The organism is Klebsiella sp. RIT-PI-d (genome assembly GCF_001187865.1).
Lineage (GTDB): Bacteria > Pseudomonadota > Gammaproteobacteria > Enterobacterales > Enterobacteriaceae > Superficieibacter.
The window spans coordinates 180,354-202,935 of the sequence record NZ_LGIT01000004.1 but is presented as its reverse complement, the minus strand read 5'-3'; the positions used below and the strand labels follow the sequence as shown (position 1 = coordinate 202,935).

The window sequence follows — 22,582 nt, the reverse complement described above, 5'->3', positions numbered from 1 at the left end:
GACGCTATTGTCGTAATAACCTTGTGTACTCCTGGTGAATATTTTCCATTAAATGGGATTCCAAAAAAGGAATTCCTCTTCTGGAAATAAATATCGTTCAGAAGATCTTTGTGAGTCATTTGCAATGTTGCAATATCTATGAAAACTATCATGTAATGGCGGTTGAATTTAGCCTTTTCCCATATTCACGTCATATTTTCGCTTCAGACCTGAGCCAAACCGTCGATGATGATTTAGTGATCAGGTCTTCGTTAATGCACGGTAAAGCAACCTAATGATGATCTTCTAATGTCTCATAATTCTATCCAGCGCCTGAAAATAACACTCGCATTGACCCCGCCAAATCCAAACCCATTTGACATGGCATTATCTATTGCCATATTCCGCGCCGAATGCCTGATAAAGTCGATGCCATCAGCATCAGGATCGGGATTAAACAGGTTTAGCGTTGGCGGTGCTATCTGGTTAAGCAGCGAGAGCACCGTGAAAATAGCCTCTACACCTCCGGCTGCACCTAGCATGTGTCCTGTGGCCGATTTCGTTGAGCTGACCGCCACGGAATTGCTGGCGCCAAACAGGCCTTTAATCGCCGCAATTTCACATCGATCGCCGGTTGGGGTGGATGTTGCGTGGGCATTGATATACTGAATATCGTCAGGGCTGAGGCCAGCGTGTTTAAGGGCCTTTATCATTGCTCTCTTCGCACCATTTCCATCTGCCGGGCCTGCCGTCAGATGATATGCGTCAGCACTAGTGCCATATCCTGTCAGCTCTGCGATAGGTATAGCTCCCCTTGCTAAAGCATGGTCCAGAGATTCGATGACGAGAATGCCAGCCCCGTCTGCCATGACAAATCCGTCTCTGTCAGCGTCGAAAGGACGTGAGGCTGAATGAGGCGCTACATTAAAGCGCGTCGAAAGTGCTCTGGCGGCGGCAAACCCTCCCAGGGTCACCCTGTTCAGTGCTGCTTCAGTCCCACCGCATACGGCAATATCGGCCTCATCGCTTATTATCATCCTTGCTGCATCACCTATTGCCTGGACACTCGCAGCACAGGCCGTTACGGGGGCGCCCAGCGGCCCCTTAAATCCATAATGAATGGAGATATTGCCAGCAGCCATATTGGGTAAAAATGACGGCACGGTAAAAGGCGATAATCTCCCGGGGCCTCTCGAATCCGTGATCCGTACAGCATCCACCATTGAGCTGAATCCCCCTATACCTGTTGCGATTACAGTTGCGGTGCGAATACGTTGTTCTTCTTCCTGTGGGTACCAGTTTGCCTGAGCGAGGGCTTCTTCTGCCGCTACCAGAGCATATTCAGTAAAGCGATCGATTTTTTTTCTTTCTTTAGCTGTTATCAGTGCTGCAGAGTTGAGTCCTGCTTCATCATCTTCGTCCGATGGTACCAGTCCACCGATAGCGACCCCGGTACCATCAGTAATGTCTTCAGGAAGAAGCCTGATACCCGAACAGCCGTTTATGAGTCCCTTCCAGACATGATCAACACCGCATCCAAGCGGACTAACAATACCCATACCGGTAATAACAATTCTTTTGCGTGTGGTTTCTTTCATGTGCACCTCATGAAGATATGTGCGATTCGTTTAAGGCGGGGCGGAATCAGTCCGCCCCGCCTTTATCAGGAACGTTATTCCATTTGCCCGACATTACCTTCATCAGGACGCGGTTTGATTTTGAACCAGATTGAGTACATTGCAGGCAAGAAGACCAGTGTCATCACTGTTCCACCTATTGTTCCACCAATAAGCGTGTATGCCAGTGTCCCCCAGAAAACAGAATGGGTAAGAGGCATGAACGCCAGAACGGCAGCAAGTGCAGTCAGTAACACCGGACGTGAGCGCTGTACTGTCGCTTCTATCACTGCATGGTAGGGATCAAGGCCTTCCTTTTCGTTGTGATGTATTTGCCCGATCAGTATCAGCGTATTACGCATCAGTATTCCTGATAATGCGACCAGACCGACAAGCGCATTTATACCGAATGGCTGATTAAACAGGAGTAACGTTGGCACCACACCGATAAGCCCCAGTGGGCTGGTAGCAAAGACCATGATCATCGCGGCAATAGATCTGACCTGCAGGATGATGATAAGGAGCGTCAGCGCAATCATTATCGGGAACAGCGGTAACATGGCATCGCTGGCTTTAGCGGATTCCTCAATGGAACCCGCCAGCTCAATCCGGTACCCGGCAGGCAGTTTATCAATTACAGGCTGTAGGTCTTTCATGAGTACTACAGAAACATCCGGTGGCTGAAGCCCTTCAGCAGTATCACCGCGAACAGTAATGACCGGCGTTCTGTCACGACGCCGGATTAGAGGATCTTCCATCGTAACCTCAACTTTTCCGACCTGAGATAACGGAATGCGTTGCCCCTGAGCGCCGGTGAGGGTTAATGATGAAATCTGCGCGGGATCGGTACGTACGTTACCCAGCGCTCGGCCTGTTATCTGAACAGAACGGATATCTTCCCGCACATCGGTAATCGGTGCGCCAGAGAGCAGGAACTGGAGTTGCTGAGAAACAGCCGCGGTGCTTAAGTCGACGGCATTGAGGCGGTTCTGGTCGAGCACAAATCGTAATGACGGAACCCGGGTACCCCAGTCGGTATTAACGGTTCTCATCATTGGATTTTTCTCCATGATGCCCTTAACTTTCGCTGATATATCACGGAGAACGGCAGGATCGGGCCCCATGACCCTGAAAGCGACGGGATAAGGCGTATACGGGCCAAACACCAACTGCGTAACACGTACTTGCGCTTCGGGAGCGAGACCGTCACTGATAGCTTGTCGTAAACGGAACTTGAGCTCTTCCCGCTCTGTTGGATCTGCTGTCAGGACAACGATTTTAGCAAAGGAAGGATCGGGTAACTCTGGCGCCATCGCCAGATAAAAACGTGCTGCGCCCTGCCCGACGTAAGATGTCACTTCACGACTTTCTTTTTGTTCCCTTAGCCAGCTTTCAACGTTAACCGCGGTCCGGGAGGTACTTTCGATAGATGTTCCGTAAGGCATCTGGATTTCAACAAGGACTTCCGGTCTGTCAGATATCGGGAAGAATTGTTTATTAACTAACCCCATACCGACGACAGCTAAGGCAAATGAACCCATCACAACCCCGGCGACGGCCCATTTTCTGGTAATTACGTTTCTCAGAATATTTCTGAAACGGTTGTAATTTTTGGTGTTGTAGATTGCCGCATGTCCCCCTTCTACCTTTTTTAATTCCGGCAAAAGTTTGACGCCCAGGTATGGCGTGAACACTACGGCTACCACCCATGATGCAATCAGGGCGATACCGACAATCCAGAACATATTACTGGTGTACTCACCCGCGGTAGAAGGTGCGAAACCATTTGGCATGAAACCGATGGCAGTGACCAACGTCCCGGATAACATCGGTGCGGCGGTATGGCTCCAGGCATAGGCAGAGGCTTTTACGCGACTGTATCCTTCCTCCATTTTTACGACCATAATCTCTATTGCGATGATGGCATCATCCACCAACAAACCCAGTGCAAGGATGAGGGAGCCCAGGGTAATACGGTCAAAATTCTTCCCTGTCGAAGCCATAATGATAAAAACGATAGCAAGTGTCAGCGGTACTGCAGCGGCGACGACAATACCGACACGCCATCCCATACTGACAAAGCACACAACCATAACGACGAGTAATGCTGCGAAAAATTTCAGCATGAATTCATTAACAGCTGCGCTGATATTCACCGACTGATCCGTCACTTTGGTGAAGGTCATTCCTAATGGGAGTTTTTCGCTAATTTTTTGGGATTCATCATCAAGCGCTTTGCCGAGATCGAGCCCGTTCCAGCCATCTTTCATGATCACACCCAACAGTAACGCGGGTTCGCCGTTATTACGGACCTGGAAGGTAGCAGGATCTTCGTATCCGCGTTCAACTTCAGCGATATCCGCTAATCGAAGTGTTTTACCTTTTACGACAACCGGGGTTTCGCGGATTTTGGACAGCTCGTCAAACGCTCCTTCAAGACGCAAAAAAACCTGCGAGCCTGATGTATCAATAGAGCCGGCAGGCGTTAGTACGTTCTGGTTGTTCAGTACTGAGAAGATTGCCTCCGGGGATATGCCAAGCGTGGCCAGCCTTTCATGTGAGAAGGAAACAAATATGCGCTCGGACTGCTCCCCGATTATGTTGACTTTCTTTACCCCTGGAACGTGTAATAGCTGCTGGCGTAGTTTTTCTGCATCACGGACCAGCAAGCGTTCAGGCTCCCCTCGCGCTTTAAATGCAAAGATCGCAAACGTGACATCAGAGAATTCATCATTGACCATCGGCCCAATTACACCGGCAGGAAGATTCCTTGTTTCATCGCCGATTTTCTTGCGTGCCTGGTAAAACTCCTCCTGTACCACGGAAGGTGGAGCGTTGTCCTTGAGGGAAACCATGCTGAATGCCAGGCCTGGCCTGGTATAGGTTTCAGTACGATCGTACCAGTTGAGCTCCTGCATACGCTTTTCAATGGGCTCAGCAACCAGATCCTGCATTTCCTGTGCAGTTGCACCCGGCCATGCGGTAATGACCGTAAACTGTTTTACAGTGAACGGCGGATCCTCAGCTCTCCCCAGCTTGAGAAAAGCAATAATTCCAGCAACGGTAATAAGCAGGATCAGGAACAAGGTCACTGACTTTTCACGAACGGCCAGAGCGGAAAGATTGAAGCGGTTTTCACTCATTTTCCGTTTCCTTCACGCCCGGAGCTGACATGAGTAATGGGCGAACCTGCTCACCGTCATGTAAAAGATGTGCGCCCAGCGCAACTATCTGATTATTCGTTCCCACATCACCATTTACCACAACGGACTCACTGCCAAGACTGATAATTTTTACCGGGGTCCATAAGACTTTCGCTGGTTTACCCACAACCCGCCATACACCTGGCCCTTTGCCTGCATCATGAATAGCTCCGGCCGGAACAATTATTCCCCGAACAGAATCTTCTTCATGAATTTTGACAGAAACAGTACTGCCCAGAGGCGCCAGTGAAAGTGGAGAATCAAGTACATAACGCGCTTCAAAAGTCCGGGTGAGAGGATCAGCAGAATCAGACAACTGTCTGAGGATCGCGTTTACTGACGTACGGGGGTCACCATACAGACTTGCCATTGCTTCACTGCCAGTTCTCGGGCGCAGGGTTTCAGGTAAATTGATTACCGCTTCTCTCTGACCGGCGCGGGCAAGCCTGACGACCGTTTGCCCCGCAGATACTACCTGACCGGGTTCAGCCAGGGTGTCCATCACTGTTCCGTCTGCATCAGCCTTAAGTACCGCATAGTTCGTGGCATTTCTGGCAACATTAGCCTGCGCAATCGCCGCTTTTAAATCAGCCTGTGCCGTTGCAGCCTGAGCTTTAACCTGGTCATATGCTGAAGCCGAGATCGCGCCGGTTTCCACGAGGCCTCTGTAGCGTCTTTCATCTTCAGCAGTTTGATTTGCTCGAGCTTTAGCAGCAGCTACAGCCTGCTCCTGAGCCCTGGCCTGCAGACTTAAATCTTCAGAATCAATCAGCATAAGCGGTTGTCCCGCTTTTACGTTTTGTCCCTTATCGACGAGACGTTCCTGAATTTTCCCGGCTACACGGAAGCCTAAATCACTTTCAACGCGTGATGCGACAGTGCCCGTAAAAGTTAGCGAGGTATTTGAGGTGCTCTGGACACTGGCCACTCTGACTAATGGCGGCTGTGTTCTGGGATCTTCAGTCTGCGCTGAATCGCCGCAGGCGGTAATGAACAGGCTCATCAGACCCACAGCGACTGAAAGTAACTTTACCCGAAACATAGGTTCCCTTTTAGGAAAGGTAGAAAACCTAATATTCGTTCAAGTGACCAATTTAGTCAATGGTCACATTATGGCATCAGACTTCTGAGTATGAGGGACGGAAGTTGCTGTGCAGCCTGAGGGGCGACATCCAGATTGTATTGCAGTTGGACAGGATTGATATACGGGAGAAGAACCAGAAAGACGGCATCAACAGTTTCATCCAGTGGTGAACGCCTTTCAAATTCCCCGTTCAGGCGTCCTTCGTTAATAATTTCTGCAAGTATTTTCTTTAAGTGATTCGTATGGTTAACGGTAGAAGACCACTGCTCCACGCTTGCCGCTGCGGCAATGTCATACAGTTTTCTGTCATGGAAAAACAGGTCGCTGTTTGCATCAATCAGCGCTTTGAACAGCAGTCTTAATTTTTCTGACGATGAGGTCGAATCTGCAATTTTGGCTTCAACAATATCCATGATCATTCGCAGTCTGTTGGTGCAGATGACCTCTCCAATTGCCTGTTTAGAGTTAAAGAACTTATAGATATAGGCTTTTGAAAAACCAATTGATTTTGCCAGTTCGGCAACGGTGGTTTTTTCGTATCCATAGTGGCCGAAATATTCGGTAGCAGACTGTACAATCTGGTCCCTGACGCTGTGTTCTGCAGGTCCTCTGGTTTCGTCCTGTGTCGGCATGAAAACATCCTCTCTGTGTAAACAGTAAACTTAATTGACAATCTTGTGACCATTATACAATATGGTCACAAGTTAGTGAGTGTATTTCTTAAATCAAGAGTGCGAAATGGTATCTAAACGAAACATAGCCGGAATAATGAGTTCTCTGCTCATCGCTCGCTGCACCGTCGGGCCAGACTATTCCAGACCATCCTCAGGTTTGCCCGATCGCTATGTGACCACTGACGCCGCCTCTTCAGCGGTTCAGAATCCTGATCTTACCAGCCTTGCAGCGTGGTGGATGAATTTTAAAGATCCCATACTGAACCAACTCATCGAACACGCACTCGCACAAAATCTAGAGCTGGAACAAGCCAGAGCGCGTATCAGTGAGGCGGAGGCAGGTTCAGATTATGCCACAGCAGCCCTGATGCCTTCGGGCAGCGCTTCTGCTCAGATCAGCCGTAATTATCAGTCCACTGAGACACCTGAGGGCCGGTTGATGGTAAACAGCCCCGACTATGACCGATATGGTAGCAGCTACGACGGTAATGTCGCGGCTCAGTGGGAGATTGACATATTTGGCGGTTTACAGCGAAACCGTGAATCAGCCGTCTCACTCTATGCGTCAACCGTGGCTCAGGCTTCAGCGACTCGCCTGGGTATTACCTCAAGAACTGCGGAGACATACATCAAAATACGTGGACTACAGGCGCGAATAGCGGTAGCGGAAAAGCAGCGTCGTACACGGCAGGAACTGCTGGAGAAAATATCCTTACTTAAGGACAAGGGACTCGCCTCTGATTACCATGTCAGTCAGGCGGAAGATAACTTTTACAACGTTAAGTCTCTTATTCTGACGCTGCAGGATACGGGCACAGTTTCAGAGCACTCTCGCTACCGTTTCAATATACAAAGCGCTGGGAGTTGGATGGTAGCATCCCTATTAATCTAAAACATCACATGACAACGAACCGCTAATTCATTTACTTTTCAGAGCATTTACACCTGCGCAAGGAGGATAAAATGATTGATAAAAGGAACTTTATATCTCATCTGATACTGTGGATTGATTCCAATAAAGAGAACAGGCTAAGCCTTGATGATGTTGCAAAAAAGTCCGGATATTCGAAATGGCACCTGCAGCGAATTTTCCTGAAAGAAACCGGTAAGAGCCTGGGGAAATTCATGCGGGATAGAAGACTTGCCTGTATGACTGAAGAGTTGCTGGTGACCGATGAAACAATCTTAAATCTGGCATTGAAGTATGGTTTTGAATCGCAGCAATCCTTAACCCGAATATTTACGAAAAAATACGGTATTCCACCCCACCAGTACAGAATAAGAGCAAAGAAAACCAGCATTAATGGATAATTTTTTCTTAAACAGTAAAGTATATTGTCATTCACCGTTTAAAATTACTATAAATCTAATGCTGCATAGGCAAAAATGCCTTTTAACCACTAGCGCCACTGTTAGTGGTTTTTTATTTTAATGTCCTCCAAAAATATATTTTTATTCGCGTAAGCGGCAAGGGAGGGCCAGATACACTTTAACTCAGACGGCGGCCATTTTATCGGTGGATTTCGGTAAGTTATCCATTTCCCTGTGGCGACATTAATTTTCACCTCATCATTCCAGGTGAAAGCATAACTCATTTCCGCTGTCTGGCCCGCATTCTGAACCTGTCACTAAAATTTCCTTTCCCTGAATGTTCATATTATTTGCTGTCAGCTAGTCAATTCCCAACGAATGAAGTGTTGATATAGTAATGCACTTATGTGCATTATTCTGTGGCTATTTTCCCTGCAAGCATTAATGCAGTTTTTTTACCATCAAGCAGTAATTGATCTGATAATTCCTTATCAGGAATAATGCGCGCCAGCTGCAGCGTTCCGATCATTACAGCCCAGATAGCACTGGCAACTCGCATGAGGGTTGCTGAGTCTGTCTGCTGAGGAAGGCATTCTGATATACGCTCAATTATCCGGGTTATCTTGTCTGACATCATGTCACGCGTGTCTGTTGGTCGGTTCTTCAGTTCAGACGCGAGTGCCGCTATTACGCATCCAGATTCTGGCGAGTCCCGATGACCCATACTGAGATAGCGGTCCAGTATCAGCTGAATAGTGAGTTTTTCATTATTTTCCGGAGCGCCAAACGCTGCGCAAAATGTTTCATCTGCAGCAAGACAAACCGCCTCTTTGACCAGCTCTTCCTTCGACTTAAAGTGGCTATAAAAACCGCCCACCGTAAGATGAACATCAGCCATGAGGCCTGCTACACCTACCTTTTCGATACCTTCCGTACGGAACCTCTTTGAGGCAGATTCAACGATTTTTTTATGCGTTTCTTCTTTGTGGTCTTTGGAATATCTCATGCTACGTTCCTCATCCTGCATTATCTGAATAGCATTATGACGATAATGCTATTCAGGGCAAAGACTACTATCTATAACTTTACCCGGTAACCAGTACCGCTTAAGACCGGACCGTCCTGAGCGCGGACGAGCTCTGTTTATTGTATTTGGGCCACATCGTCCCCGAGCGGTCGATCACTACACTCATAAGAGCGGCTATCACCATAGATCCCATGACGATAACAAACAGTCCGGCCTGACCCACATTGAAGTACTCGACTGCAATCCATCCGCCACCGGCGGCGAGGATTAAACGAACGGTACCGACCAGGAACATTTTCCACATATAACCGCTGCCCTGCGCAGCAAACCCGAGTGCAAACAAAATGCCGTTGGCTGCGTAGAAGGGAGCAACAATCTGCAGGTACAGTTTGCCAGTAACCAGAACACTTTCATCATGCGTGAACAGGCCAAGCCAGACGCCCGGAAATACTGCCACTAACAGGCCCACGACCTCGGTGAATACCACGCTGACAGCGACACCGACCCAAGTAATTCGTTTCGCTCTGTCTATCTGACGCGCGCCTACGTTAATCCCGACCATCGTCACAATGGCCGTGCCGATCCCGAATAGCACCGGGATCAGGACATAGTCGAGACGGGATGCTGTGCCAAATCCACCAATTGCATCGACACCAAACACGCCCACAGCGCCGGTAACCAGTAAAACCATTATATTGAGCTGAATAGTCCCCAGCGCAGCAATCAGGCCTACATTAAGAATTTCACGGAAAAGAGGCCAGCGTAAACATACCAACGTTATCCGGATACCGGCACGACCACTGGCCATGTAACGCAACATAGCTATTGCTGCGACCCAGTAGAAAATATTGATTGCCATACCTGCCCCCGCTAACCCAAAGCCCTTAATCGGCCCGAGACCAAAAATCAGTAAAGGTGACAGCGGGATCAGCACTACGGCTCCAATCAACGTGACGGCCGCAGGTATTTTCACGTTACCAATACCGCGTAATACGGCAGAAAGAAGATTAACGATCCAGATCGGCACAGATGCAAAAAATACATAGACAGAATATTCATGTGCGGCACTGAGTGCCTCGCCAGACCCGCCCATTGCCGCATAAATATGTTCGCCCAGCCCGATAAAGAAGGCTGTAAAAGCAAGACCAAAGACAATGGCTACTACTACCGAATGCAGGATGAGCGCATTAACATCATCATGTTTCCCGGCACCCGTTGCGCGGGCTACAGCTGAGGCTACACCGCCACCAATTCCACCGGCAGCCATCATGGTCATCAGCATCCATACCGGGAAAACGAGTGCGACGCCAATCAGCGCCGATGTTCCTAAAAATGATACGTAATACGTTTCAGCTACGCTGACTAACGTTTGCGCAATCAGAACGAGGATCGTAGGAACAGCGAGCTGCATCATTGTGCTAAAGACTGGCCCGTTCAGAATCGCTTCCTGCCGGGCTAATTTGGCCGCCTCGCGACTGTCAGGTTTCATTTAAATCTCCAGAATGTTCGATCAGGCAGAAAACCCAGGACTGGACATAGTTTGCATCAGTGGGCCTCTTTATATTATGATCATAATTCTACGGGATTGAAAAAAGAAAGCGTTTTATGAAGCGCTAACGTTTCCTGGTTCTGAATTGATCTCTAAGTAGCCGAAATTACGTGAAAAAATATTTTCTTATCGCTTAGTGCAGTAGATGAGGTTACGGCTCATGAAGATTTTATTAGCAGCTTTCGCCTGCATTTTTCTCACAACTGGCGTTAATGCAGCGCAGTTTAATGAAGGAAAACAGTACATTTCTTTAAGCAAACCGGTGCCTGATGCCCCGGAGGTGCTGGAGTTCTTTTCCTTCAACTGTCCGCATTGCTACCAGTTTGAACAGGTCATTCACGTCTCAGACAACGTGGCTGAAAAACTACCGGCAAATACGAAGATCGTTAAGTATCACGTCGACTTTCTTCCGCCGTTAGGCAAAGAACTGACGCAAGCCTGGGCAGTAGCAATCGCGTTAGGCGTTGAAGACAAAATCATTTCCCCTATGTTCGAAGCGGTGCAAAAGGAACTCAGCATCAAGAATATTGATGATATCCGTAGAGTTTTTATTGATGCCGGTATCAAAGCAGAAGACGTCGATGGTGCGTGGAATAGCTTCGCAGTGAAGGCATTAGTGGCCAGGCAGGAGAAAGCGGCTATGGATGTTAAACTCAGAGGGGTTCCTGCGATGTTCGTCAAAGGTAAATATCAACTCAACTCGCAGGGTATGGACACAAGCTCGCTTGATATTTTTGTTCAGCAATACGTGGCGACGGTTAAGTATCTGATTGAAAATAAATGACCCCGAGGACGGTGCAAAGCCTGAAAAGCTGGAACTGGCGATACATGCGGCCAAATGATTTGGAAGCCACATCGCCAGTTAGTAGCGTCATCATGCTCCTCGTCGATGAATAACTCCAGTTATTGGTAGTGCTCTTAGTCATGTAGTGGTCAACAAAACTAGCCACCGTTATCGCGTTTTTCCATTACTAATTTATCCATGATGCAGGCAGTTATTCGTCTGGCAGCAGGCAGTCGATCGTCTCAAAGAAGGTATCTTCATTGAATGGAGATCTGCTAGCTGCGGGTCTGTCCGCCGGGTTACAGGTCCAGTTTTTACTGTCCTCCGCAGAACGCATAAACAGGCGCCGTAGAGGGATCGCTCGTCCTTCGGGACAGAAGGTGACATCTACGCCGCCAGTAACGCCCTGGGCATATAAAAATACCGGTGTAAATTTGATTTTCCGCTCTTCGTAAAAGAGGCTTATCGCCGGCACGTTGAATGTTTTTCCACCAATCAAGCACTCACTTAATAATGCCGGAGAACTTTCGATACGGATGTTTGTTTGGTCAAGCCATTCTGTCATTTGCGCCTGAAGCTGGTCCATCCGCTGGCAGAATTCAGCAATATCGGCCTCGCCTTTGTTGGCAAATCCGTTATGGCATGGCTGTTGTTCCTGTAATTTTTTCATGAATCGCGCTTTTGCTGACATATCTTTCCTGTTCGCCTATCCCTACAGGCGGGTGGTTTTATCGATGTAATTTTGTTGTTTGAGATGGCGGATTAATACACGCCCTTCCGGCATAAATTCAGTGCCATAACGCACCAGGCCTATACCCCTTAGCTCGGCGTCAATGGCATAACGCAGCTCGCCGGGGATGTTTTGATCCAGCAGGACAACGTTAATTTTTTTTAGTCTCGGCTCGTATTTGAGCAGAACAGCCGACAGTATTCCCATCAGCTCATGCGCGGTGCCAGGCATACCCTGTAGAACCCGGGTCATATCCGGCAAACCGTAATCTGGCAGATGCGCCAGTGTCCCGGCGCGGCAGTTAAGAACGCGCTGCATATTATCCAGTACCGACAGGATCACCTGGTTTTGTTCACTAACCTGGTGCAGGTCAAGGCCGCCGGTAAAATTACCGGTCAGCATTTCATACAGTGAGGGACTACTGTGTTGTTGCGGCATTAATCGTCCTTAACAGGTTGTAATACCAGATGATTGCTTCTGGCCTCAATGATACGCGGCTCATCCGGGTCCAGCTCTTCACGGTTGAGGAGCAGTTTCCAGCTGTTATTCATCACATCCGGGTGGCGGAATAAGCCCACTACGGCGACAAACTTCGTATCGATTTCCATTGGCATATCCAGACTGACATCACCACCAGGTTTGATCACGACGTCTCGCGTTGACAGGCGATCCGCTTCGAGGAGGGTATCGCCGTGTTTTAATAGCTGTTGATAGACCGATTTGCTAAAGATCTTTTCATCTTTCAGTTGATAGATACGCACTACCAGCGGCTCTGACAGAGAATTGCTCTCGCTTGCATCGGTATTCAGCGCTTCGCGGGCAGAGAAATCCAGGTGCAGTACTTTGATTTTCTTGTGGAAAACAGCGTCATAGGCTGATTGAGTACTGTCGATAGCGCGCTGAGTCAACCCGCAGCCTGCCAGGCTGAATGCCAGTAGTGCAAGCGATCCGCGTACGGTTCTAGTCAAATTGATATGTGACACGGCAGTTTCCTTGTTGTCGTGTGGCGGGCTTCATGCCGCGGTAATACCCCAGTTCTGTTGTAAACGTGGGGGGGATATCATCCGATAATGTGTCATTCTCAGCGCCCAATACGCCATTCATGCCGAGCCAGAAAGGGCCGTCACCCAGTGGCGGAGCCGTCAACAGGCGCGTAAGCGTGGTCAGCGTAATTTTGGCCTTGAAGCGCCAGCCCAGATAGACCCGCAGCATCACCCAAAAATCCTGATACAGCTGACCATCCGGTTTCCAGCCCTGCGCTTCCTGTTCATTATGGGTAGAAAGCGCAATCAGCAGCTGGCTGCTGGCGTCCATGGCTTCGTCACCCAGAGGCATATTGCCATCCAGCAGAAAATCGTCTTCACCGTAAAATCCGACAGGTTGGCTGACGTCCACGGGGCGCAGGCAATACGGGCTGACCTGCACTGTTGTCTCTGGTGCCAGCAGACTGACCAGGGCCTGTATCCCCTCCTGGGTTTTGCCCGGCTGGCGCAGTACTTCAAGTAATGCCAGAAAGCGCGATACGGGGGTAGCAATGTGGTTTGCCGTGCCGGGGATCCCCAGCCCTACCAGTCCCAGCAGTGACCGGGAGATACCGTCTGTACCGCCTGGCTCAAATGATGCCGGATAAGAGTATTTACGCCAGATCCGGTAAAACTGTGTCAGGATGCGATGGCTGAAAATATCGAGGAATCCCTGTAGCGCTTCATGTCCTTCACGACGCTGAGCGATATCATCGAGATAGACAGTCGGTAACGGTGAATCAATGCCATAAAGGCCCATAAATGTGGTGCGGACTACCGGCGGCTTATTGTCATCGTCCTCGTCATACTCAACGCTATGCAGTTCACTGGCCGGAAATCCCATGCCGGGATGCGGACAAAACCGTACCGGATCGTCTGAAGGATGGCTGGTTGCTCCGGTCAACGGCTTACCCGGTCGGCGCTTTTCCAGCAGTTGGCAAAAACGATAGAAGTTTATGCGCTGAAGATCGGCTTCCAGCCTCGGAATCAGCCGGGAATACGGCGGTTGTGTTTCTCTTCCCATTGCAGACGTTCTCCGGTCGGTTGCAGAATAATAATCAGGCGGTTAAACAGGTAGATGTCGGTGTAAAGCGCAAAGAAGCGGCTTAGCATTTCGCCAAACAGGCAGATGTCGCCGCGCCCGGCAAAACCGTGGCTGTCCAGCGTCACGTCTATTTGCACACCACGTACCAGGTAGCCCTGCTCAAAACGCTCAATTTCGCTGTGCTTCACATCAAGAATGGCTCCCAGACGGCGACGGTTCATTTCACTGTTTGTCCACTCGTACAGCGCCAGCGTGCCGCGCAGCACCTCAGCGTTATCCATCATTGAAAGAAAGCCGCTGCCAAGATGACTAAGTACGCGCCAGTGAAAACGATCTTGCGCAGGCGGATAGCAGGGCAGAGTAGGGGCACAGAGATTGCGTACGGCAATATTGGCCGATGTGGTTTTCATCACCGTATCAAGGATCGTACTCTGTAGCGCCCGGCGCGGTAATTGACCATTGGTACCTGTCAGCGTCAATGACAGGCTTTCATCTTGCGGGACGGTGTGATTATCAAAGGCTTCGCCGCCAAGAATAAGCCAGGTATTGTGCAGGCCGGAGGGACCGCGGCGTACGCGAGTGTGGTAGTAATACTCTGGCGCGTCGTGACGCATCATGCCGCCTTTGTGGCGAAAGCTGGAGAATGGCACGTAGCGGTGCTGGCTGGACGATACTACGGAATCGACAGCATAAATTTCAGTGTGCCCATCCTGCACACGCATCGGACGCAGCATGTATTCTGTTTGCAGCGAGTTGAGCGTCAGCGGATCGGACTCCAGCGGGAAAAGGTTAATCACCGGGACACAGTTCAGCCGCAGGTTCTTTTGGGTAAAACTGAAGTCGTGCTCCCAGCGTTCAGCCAGCACGATCTCGATTTCAAACCACGGAAGTGTTGCGGGGAAAACCACCTTTTCCAGACCCCGCAAGCCGGTGAACATAAACTTTTCACGGAACGTAAAATACTCCAGCAACAGCTGATAACCGCTGAAGCTGCTGCTTCCTTTTGGCCACAAGCTATCATTGTCGCCAAAACCGAGGGCGGTAAAATATCCGTCGAATGAACGCCTGTCCATATCGCCCGGCAGGCGCAGAAACGTGTGCGCGACCTTCATGGTGAATGCTTCATGCATGGCACAGGCCAGCGGGGCATCGGCGTTGAGATAGAACGGAATATGACTGAGGTCAATCCGGCTCCAGTCGGCCAGTTGACTGCAATCAAAACGCATCTGTACGACGGAACGACCTTGTGGATCGGTGGTGAGTATTGCGGTTTGCAACGACAGCGGCTGGAGATTAATGGGCTGAGTCGTCGTATATCGACAGCGGGTATTCTTCTCGCCGATAGGGCGGGAATTCACTTCAAACCCCTTAGTGATGCACATCTGCTCTTTCATTTCGCGCCAGTCCGGAGAGAACTCCACGATCGACATCGATGGGATAGTACGCAGATAGTGCGGCCATAGCAGACTAACCATACCTTCGGTTAACTCCGGCAGGTCATCGTCAAGTTTTTCACGCAGACGCCCCATCAGGAACGCAAAGCCTTCAAGCAGGCGTTCGACGTAAGGATCTCTGGCGCCTGCTTTATCGAGATTAAGCATCGCCGCCCTGTCCGGATGAGCCTGGGCAAATTCTTCTCCTGCTTCAAGCAGGTAGCGCATTTCAGCGTCGTAATAACGCAGGGTTAAATCGTCCATATAAAACCTGAGAAATGTTATTGGCAGTACGCTACCAGCGCGTACACCTTGTTTTTATCGAGACCCGGCACGTTAGTGCCTGGTAAAAGATGGGCAGATCAGACACCGTAGGTGCGCTGTTGCCGGGACGCGACGAGTCTGGCCCCGCAGGGACAGCTGCTAATACTATTTAGCGTTCCTGCATATTTGCGGCCGTTCAGCGTGTTAAGCGGTATATGCCCCACAATCACAAACTTTCCGGCAAATTTACCGCAGGTAACGGCATCACCTTCACGTGCCATGGGAATGCCCAGAAGCGTACTGGTCGGATCGGCTTCAAGAATTCTTCCACCGCATGTGGTCATATCGCCCAGTACCAGATAGAAGCCTTTTGTCATTTTCACGTTCCCTTATCGTCAGACAAATCAGTTGCACAGCACGGCTGCGCGGGCAGGATCGAGTGTGATAAGTGCCGAAAGCAGGTTATCCATTTCAGGTTGCAGACGGGTTTTATCTATTTCGTTACGGCCCACCCTGGCGCGCAGCAATTTCAGCCGACGCGCGTTGACCTCAAACATCAGTTCCGGCATCCATTGCGGTAACGTGAGCGAGCGTGCCCGATGATCAAGTTCACTCAGCAGATGTAATGCCATTTCGTTTTTACCGTATTGCTCGGCGACTCGCGCCATTAACAGGCGCATCAGCCACTGGTTTCGGGATGAGGTAAATCCAGGGCGCTGTTGTAGCCAGCTGAATGCCGCCTCAATACCTTCACTGTCCGCCTGGGTCAGAACCTCCGCTTCCAGCGCAAGAATATCGTCCCCTGTTGACACGACGGTACTGACAGGCTCTTCATTCCAGACGCTACTATCGTCATGGACTTTTTCACTAATCCAGTTCAGCGTCGCCTCATCGGCAAACGGTGTGCCGTCATTAAACGCCAGCGATTCAAGACCAGGTAAACGGTTCAACAGGCCTTTGAGGTCACGGCAAATGATATCTGCACGCACAGTGTCGTTATCGAGTCTGCTCAGCGCCTGCCATATGTACCATTGCACATCCAGCCATAGATGGTTTACGCCCTGCTGGAGCAGCGTGTCAGCGTGCTCCAGCAGTTCTGACCAGCTTTGCTGGAGATATAAACGTTTGAGATGAGCGCGGTGATCCGGTTTGGGCGGGGCAAGTCGGGTTTGACCGCTGGCATCCAGCGGGGGCAGAACGGTTAACGTATCCCAGCGGATGCTTTTCATCAGATGATGTGCCGCCAGCCAGCCGCCAGGCTGATCGCGCAGATAATTTGCCAGCACCCTGGCCTGATCGAGCAAATCGCGTCCGGAGGTGATGGTGGTTAGCGCAGGCACAGTAGACGTTGACAGCGCGTTTTCCGCCGTCTCTTCCCGGCTGGTTTGCGGGACCAGGCTGTCAGGTCCACCGTTCTGTATCAGCCGATTCTCCAGCGCCTGATACAGCGTTGAAAACTGCGGGCGTGATACGTTACCCGGCTCGCCTGTTGCCTTCTCTGCAAGCAGGAGTGCCGCAGCAATTCGTTGCATGACGGCAATATTGACCTCAGGATACAGCGAAAGACTGTCGATAACCCGCCGGCTGCCGAGCCATTCGAGAGCAGATTTGCGGCTACGATCGCGTTGAGGGTGCAACTGCGCCCCGAAGCGTTGTAGCATGTCGGCCAGCAGTTCCAGCCCTTCTGCCAGCCCGGTTTCTCCATCCTGATGCAGACGTGCCCAGGTATAAAACGTTATCACCCGCAGATCTTTACTGACCGTCGTCAGTAATTTCTCGCTCAGGGTGCAAATCAGCGCGGTATCAACGCCGGTCAGTTTATTGACTTCATCGCGGATACGCTGGAAATCATCGTCATAAATGGGATCTATTCCCACCGGTGAGTCATCACTGAGAGGTGCAAGCCAGCGCCCCGGGATCTCACGGTACGTGTGGGTCTGTTGCAGCAGCGACTTTTCATCAACCGCACAGGCGTGAAGTAAATTTTGTAGCGTTGCCATTATTCAGCTCCGTCCATGTCTGTTATGTCGCTATTTGTATCGAACGCCTGCGCGGCGGCCGTCGCGTCAACGTTGAAGATGCGATCCGGGAGTTTAAACCCGCGTAAGTCCAGCAGCGCCAGCGGCCCTTTCCCGAGCTGTGAACGCAGCACCCACTGCAGCGTCCGCTCATCCGGCGCCGTAAAGCTCATCATCCACTGACTGCGGTCAAGCTGCCGGCGCTGACCCTGCTCAAGCCAGCGAATAAGGCCCCACGTACCGGTATAATCACCAAAGAGGCGCGCCCCGGCACGGGTGGAGGTCCAGGTCAGCAGGGTGCCCGGTTTAAACGTCTCACCCGGCCAGCGGAAGCTCTGCCAGTCGGCCATCTGGTTGAAGTAGTGCAGGTGCTGGCCGTCGATGGTCAACCGGGTTTCCACCACCTCAGGAGAAGGGCGGGCCTGCAGCTCAAAGCGGATGCCCTGGCTACCGTCGGTAAACAGAATATCTGACAGCTGGCTCAGCTGGTTCACCGCCCTCAGGAACGCCGGACTGAACGCCAGCCCCTGACTGTGAGCGCTGTCGGGCACCCACTGGCTGCCCTCTTTATGCAGAACGCCGCTCAGTTCCGTGGCCAGAAAGCGGTCTATGCGACCGCTGTCCCTGCGAATAAACTCGGCCAGCATCGGCAGGGAGGCATCGCTTTTGCTGTCTGCAAACGGATAGCGCCCGTCAAAGGCGGTGTGCCAGTTCGCGGTCAGCGAGCGGCGCCAGCGGTCGTTAAGGCTGGCGGCTGATGGCTGCAGAACCGTTTCCCAGGCCCGGGTCAGCGGTTGTACGAACAGCGTGTTGCCAAAGCCGCTCCACTCTTCTCCGAGGCTCGCCGCCATCAGGCTGCCGTACTGCCGGGTGTCGGTCAGGTCCACGCTTTTTCCCTGAAACACCGTCTGCGCCAGGGTCTGCATCATCTCCTGCGGGTCAGAGGCGCCTGCCACCTGCTGCAGACGCAGACGCACCCGGGTGATGCGGGTCAGATAGGTCTGCAGGCTGAGGGTGTCATCCGCAGACATCACGTTACCCGCGCGGTTTTTCCCCAGAAGCTGAAGCAGCGGGCCAAAGGTGTCATCGAGTGGCCCCTGTGGACCGGCGGCACGCTGGTCGATAACCGGTTTGTCATCACGGCCAATCAAATCTTTTGCCGATTTGATAATAGAATCCGAAAGGCCTTCGCTCTGCTGCCCCGTCTGGCCCTGCCAGGCCAGGGTGTTCATCAGGGCAATCAGCGGTGACTGCCGGACATCACTCATCAGCGTCAGCTGGTCGGTCACGTCAGCAATGGTGTTTGCCGGGGTAAGCCGCAGGCTGTTGAGAAAGTTCAGCCAGCTGCCGGCAAAGTCGGTGAAGTAACGTTGTGTCAGACGCGCTTTCAGGGCTTCCGGCGACAGGTCTGAGGAAACTGCGTTTCGGCTGTCGCTCAGTACCCAGTCAATTTCATCCCGGCGGGAATGTGCCGCGGTGTCAATAGCCTGCTGAATGCCGCCTTCCCACGCCTGACGGGTAAACATGCCGGGAACAACCTCGTCGGTGGTGAACAGCCGGCGCGCATCGGTTCCGGCCGTCATATCGTCAAGCGTGACATCGGCAACGTTGCGGCGTACCGCGTTGAGCATCTCCTGGTACAGCGTACTTTCGGCGTTACGCTGACCGATTTGCCGGAGTAAAACTTGTCTGCTCCGGGCGACCAGGGTGCTGTCCGGGATGATTTTCCACTGTGGATTATGGGGAAGCGCATGGATATAAAACGCCCATAAATCGGGTGCCAGACTCTGCCACAGCCCGGGAGAAACGCCCCTGAGCGTGGGCTGAACCGTTTTCATCGTCCGGGCATAAAACGCGCCGTCTGCCCTGTCCGGGCGGGACATCATCAGCCAGGCTTTTAACTGGTCGTAACCTGGCCCGGCAAGCGCCGCGCGGCGCTCGCTGTCCGGCGCGGAGTCCACCAGCCTGTTGAGTTTTTGACGCAACGCGGCGCTGGCAGGATCGCGGATAAGACGATTGCTGGCGACCCCGTACCACGGCAGCATGGCGCGCAGAAGCGCCTGATTATGGTCCAGCCCGAAGCGCTGATACCACGGGGCACCGTGCTGATAACGGTACTGCAGACGGCCTGCATCGTTGCGTAATTCATGCAGGGCGGTCAGCTGAGCATCAGAAACGGCAGGATGTTCCACCAGCGCACGGGCTTTTTTTGCCACCGACGACATCTGCTGATAATTAAGGCCAAAGGAGAGCAGCAATCCTGCGGCCCAGAGCCCGGTGACTGCCATTAACGACCAGGCCAGCATCTGCGCCCACGCCATGCCGACCCGGCGGCCGCGCACGCGGGTACAGTCATCAAGAATGCCCTGCCAGGCAGGCGGGAACGTCAGCGCGTGTACGTGGTTTTCTGCGCCATCCTGATGACCGGAAGGGGGATCCGCCAGGCTGAACATCAACCCCCGCAGTGGAACACGCTGCCGGGCACCGTATAACCAGGGTGAAAGCCGGGTTTTCCAGCGCTCGCACCCGCCCTGAAGCAGCTGCTGTCCCAGACGAAGCAGAAAATCATATGCCCGGTTTTCGGCAACCTGAGCCAGCCCCTGCGCCCGCAGCTGCGGAAGTAGTGCCGACAGCTGAGAGACAATATCTTCCGGTACCGCTCTGGCTGGCAGCGTGATGCCCACCGACTGGGTGAGCCTCCCGGACTGCGACCATGCGCTGTCGCAGAGTTGCCATAACCAGACTGGCGGCTGGTAGCGTAGCTGCTCACCGATTTTCTCCAGCCCGCGCAGGTCGTGATCGGTTATCTGCGGCGTGAGGTGCTGATTTTCGCCAATCACCCGCACAATGCCATCCAGCGGACGGCTCCGGCGCAGTTTACGCAGCGCAGCGTATTTTTCGCTATCCGGCTGTGCCGTCAGGCTGCCGCCATAAATCAGAACGGTACGATTACCCTCCAGCCACTGCTTTTCCTTCAGGCCGGGCACCAGCTGAGCGATGGCGGTATCGTCGCCGGTGACTAATAACAGACGAACGTTACATCGCCAGAAAAAGGCGTAGCGGCGACGTAAATGGGTTTTGATAGCCAGCAATTCGGCCTGCCATAGGGTTTCTGTTCTGGTCAATTTGACTGGCGCGAAGGCATCGTCACCCAATGCCTGCTTTACATCATGAGTAAAATGATTTTTACCTGATGCGCGGGTACTAAAAAACATAAGCAAGAGACACGCAGTCATTATGCCTGTACCGGCGCACAAACTAATAAGCCAGCTTTTATGTTTCAGACTACCCGGCAATAATCCGATATGCTCTGGGTGCTGCCAGATCTGCCAGCACATTACTGCACAGACCAGCAAAATAATAATGCTCACACTCCAGAACCAGAGTCCTGACTTTTTCATCAGCACAACAATACGCTTCACGAATTAATCTCCTTACGAGAAGCAGAAGGGGATACCGCCGTACTCCAGACAATCTCGCTATCTTGTTCACCGCTGATAATCATGTGAGATCCCGGGGTACTACAGATAGCTTGTGCTGCAGCGGCGATTGCCAGCCAGGGGGCAGTGCAGCCAGGATGGCCCAGATAAGTATTGAAATCATGCATGCCCACATCCTGGGTAATAGATGCCAAAGGAGGACGACCCAGTAGAGAAATTATCCCTGACCTGGCATCACTAGCTTGCGCAAGGCCGGATAGCCAGAGGTGTGCCACTTCATTTGCAGAAGACAGCGGAACCCAGTCTGCCGCCTGCAACACGCCTTCCTGTAGTGCACTGGCATTTGATGCGGAGGCTTCCGGACGATGTAAGAAGGCTTGCGGTGTCAGCGTTTTCTGAGTCAATCGATTACCCAGTAACAGGCTTACTATCACTTCGGCGGTCATGTCTGGCGCTTCAGGGGCTATTTGCAGCGCAACGACCAGCAACAGGCTTTTTTCATTGATACGATGATCAAGCCAGTCATCAATCATCCTAAGCCCGTGTCCAGTTAAAGGAATGGCAGGCTGAGCGATGCCGCTTTTCTGCCATGCCTGTAACCACAGGGCGCTAATTCTCGACCTGGGAAATGATGAGGATGACTCAAGTAAAACCTCAACAGAGTTGTCCACGGGCAGCAAAGAAAACGTTACGGCAAGTTTTTGTAATAAAAAGGTAAAAGCAGCGGTAATTTCTGCTTCAACTGTATTTCCTCCTCCTGGAGGTAAGCGGCTGTGACGGACGCTATCGTCACCGGCGCGTGTCGTCTGTGGAGATAAAACATCAACATTACGCAATAACGCCTCCGCAATTGGGGCACATTGCAAATCAAAAGCATGCGCTGTCACACACTCGGCAGACAATATTTGCAGTGCCCGGCGACCCCGGCGAACTTGCATTAAGATATATTTTTCACGCTGTGTATCGTACGCATCAGCCTGTAAATGACGAAGTCCGAATACCGACACACGAAAAAAAGCGATAATGCTCCATGCTCCCAGCGGAATACCGATGGCCAACCACCAGAACATTCCACTTTCAACATGTTTTCCCGGTAGGCGCATCAATAATATTCCTGTGGCCACCATGCAGGCTAAAGTAGCCAGCCAGCGAATTTTTTTTGGTGGGGCCGGGCGTGGTGAAGGACCGGGGATTTTTTTTATTTTTACTGGCATGAATAACTCAGGTGAATAAATAATAGCGTATACAATAAGTAGGGTCTGATAAAAAACAGACTTAAGAATATTTACTTTTCTGCAGTAATGCAATGGCATGTAAATTATTTAATTTTTGTATGTATTCTTTATAAATATATATTTTTTCTATATCGGCAATAACAGATATTTTTTCCATATTAATAGAGA

18 protein-coding genes are annotated in these 22,582 nt (G+C 51.3%); 3 read left to right on the top strand and 15 right to left on the bottom strand.

Annotated features, from left to right (window positions below):
* Window positions 1-293 precede the first annotated feature (293 nt).
* The 4 genes from fabF to AC791_RS04160 form a co-directional block, all read right to left on the bottom strand.
* A complete protein-coding gene (gene fabF / locus AC791_RS04175) occupies window positions 294-1,577 on the bottom strand; it encodes a beta-ketoacyl-ACP synthase II (RefSeq protein ID WP_049839224.1) in 1,284 nt (427 codons plus the stop codon).
* A 74-nt stretch (window positions 1,578-1,651) separates the two neighbouring features.
* Entirely contained in the window at window positions 1,652-4,738 is a 3,087-nt protein-coding gene (locus tag AC791_RS04170; protein WP_049839223.1) for an efflux RND transporter permease subunit, read from the bottom strand.
* Window positions 4,731-5,840, bottom strand: a complete 1,110-nt coding sequence (locus tag AC791_RS04165; protein WP_049839222.1) for an efflux RND transporter periplasmic adaptor subunit — start codon at window positions 5,838-5,840, stop codon at window positions 4,731-4,733. The genes AC791_RS04170 and AC791_RS04165 overlap by 8 nt, the downstream gene beginning before the upstream one ends.
* Window positions 5,841-5,908: 68 nt before the next feature.
* Complete coding sequence (locus tag AC791_RS04160; RefSeq protein WP_049839221.1) at window positions 5,909-6,514, bottom strand: TetR/AcrR family transcriptional regulator; 606 nt, start codon at window positions 6,512-6,514, stop codon at window positions 5,909-5,911.
* Between the two features lie 106 nt (window positions 6,515-6,620).
* On the opposite strand from AC791_RS04160, the gene AC791_RS04155 reads away from it, so the two are divergent.
* On the top strand, window positions 6,621-7,448 hold the full coding sequence (locus AC791_RS04155; RefSeq protein ID WP_077264598.1) for a TolC family protein: 828 nt from the start codon (window positions 6,621-6,623) through the stop codon (window positions 7,446-7,448).
* A gap of 71 nt (window positions 7,449-7,519) precedes the next feature.
* Entirely contained in the window at window positions 7,520-7,867 is a 348-nt protein-coding gene (locus AC791_RS04150; RefSeq protein WP_049839219.1) for a helix-turn-helix domain-containing protein, read from the top strand.
* A gap of 412 nt (window positions 7,868-8,279) precedes the next feature.
* Here AC791_RS04150 and AC791_RS04140 read toward each other — a convergent pair whose 3' ends face one another.
* A complete protein-coding gene (locus tag AC791_RS04140) occupies window positions 8,280-8,873 on the bottom strand; it encodes a TetR/AcrR family transcriptional regulator (protein ID WP_049839217.1) in 594 nt (197 codons plus the stop codon).
* Window positions 8,874-8,973: 100 nt separating this feature from the next.
* A complete protein-coding gene (locus AC791_RS04135; RefSeq protein WP_049839216.1) occupies window positions 8,974-10,383 on the bottom strand; it encodes an MATE family efflux transporter in 1,410 nt (469 codons plus the stop codon).
* A 220-nt stretch (window positions 10,384-10,603) separates the two neighbouring features.
* Between AC791_RS04135 and dsbA the strand changes: the two genes are divergently transcribed.
* Entirely contained in the window at window positions 10,604-11,227 is a 624-nt protein-coding gene (dsbA, locus tag AC791_RS04130) for a thiol:disulfide interchange protein DsbA (RefSeq protein ID WP_049839215.1), read from the top strand.
* Between the two features lie 211 nt (window positions 11,228-11,438).
* On the opposite strand, the gene AC791_RS04125 is transcribed toward dsbA, so the two are convergent.
* The 9 genes from AC791_RS04125 to AC791_RS04085 form a co-directional block, all read right to left on the bottom strand.
* On the bottom strand, window positions 11,439-11,918 hold the full coding sequence (locus AC791_RS04125; protein ID WP_049839214.1) for a hypothetical protein: 480 nt from the start codon (window positions 11,916-11,918) through the stop codon (window positions 11,439-11,441).
* 21 nt (window positions 11,919-11,939) lie between these two features.
* The gene (gene tssE / locus AC791_RS04120; RefSeq protein ID WP_049839213.1) at window positions 11,940-12,395 is read right to left on the bottom strand and encodes a type VI secretion system baseplate subunit TssE; all 456 of its coding nucleotides are present in this window, start codon (window positions 12,393-12,395) and stop codon (window positions 11,940-11,942) included.
* Window positions 12,395-12,940, bottom strand: a complete 546-nt coding sequence (tssJ, locus tag AC791_RS04115; protein WP_049839212.1) for a type VI secretion system lipoprotein TssJ — start codon at window positions 12,938-12,940, stop codon at window positions 12,395-12,397. The genes tssE and tssJ overlap by 1 nt, the downstream gene beginning before the upstream one ends.
* Window positions 12,918-14,003 carry a type VI secretion system baseplate subunit TssG gene (tssG, locus tag AC791_RS04110; protein WP_049839211.1) on the bottom strand — a complete coding sequence of 362 codons (1,086 nt, stop codon included), beginning with the start codon at window positions 14,001-14,003 and terminating at the stop codon, window positions 12,918-12,920. Before tssG ends, tssJ begins: the two co-directional genes overlap by 23 nt.
* Window positions 13,967-15,721, bottom strand: a complete 1,755-nt coding sequence (gene tssF / locus AC791_RS04105; protein WP_049839210.1) for a type VI secretion system baseplate subunit TssF — start codon at window positions 15,719-15,721, stop codon at window positions 13,967-13,969. The genes tssG and tssF overlap by 37 nt, the downstream gene beginning before the upstream one ends.
* Window positions 15,722-15,819: 98 nt before the next feature.
* Window positions 15,820-16,098, bottom strand: coding sequence for a PAAR domain-containing protein (locus tag AC791_RS04100; RefSeq protein ID WP_049839209.1), 279 nt, complete (start codon window positions 16,096-16,098; stop codon window positions 15,820-15,822).
* Between the two features lie 27 nt (window positions 16,099-16,125).
* On the bottom strand, window positions 16,126-17,721 hold the full coding sequence (gene tssA / locus AC791_RS04095; protein WP_049839208.1) for a type VI secretion system protein TssA: 1,596 nt from the start codon (window positions 17,719-17,721) through the stop codon (window positions 16,126-16,128).
* On the bottom strand, window positions 17,721-21,161 hold the full coding sequence (locus tag AC791_RS04090) for an ImcF-related family protein (protein ID WP_049839207.1): 3,441 nt from the start codon (window positions 21,159-21,161) through the stop codon (window positions 17,721-17,723). Before AC791_RS04090 ends, tssA begins: the two co-directional genes overlap by 1 nt.
* A complete protein-coding gene (locus tag AC791_RS04085; RefSeq protein ID WP_228136880.1) occupies window positions 21,158-22,492 on the bottom strand; it encodes a hypothetical protein in 1,335 nt (444 codons plus the stop codon). Before AC791_RS04085 ends, AC791_RS04090 begins: the two co-directional genes overlap by 4 nt.
* Window positions 22,493-22,582 lie beyond the last annotated feature (90 nt).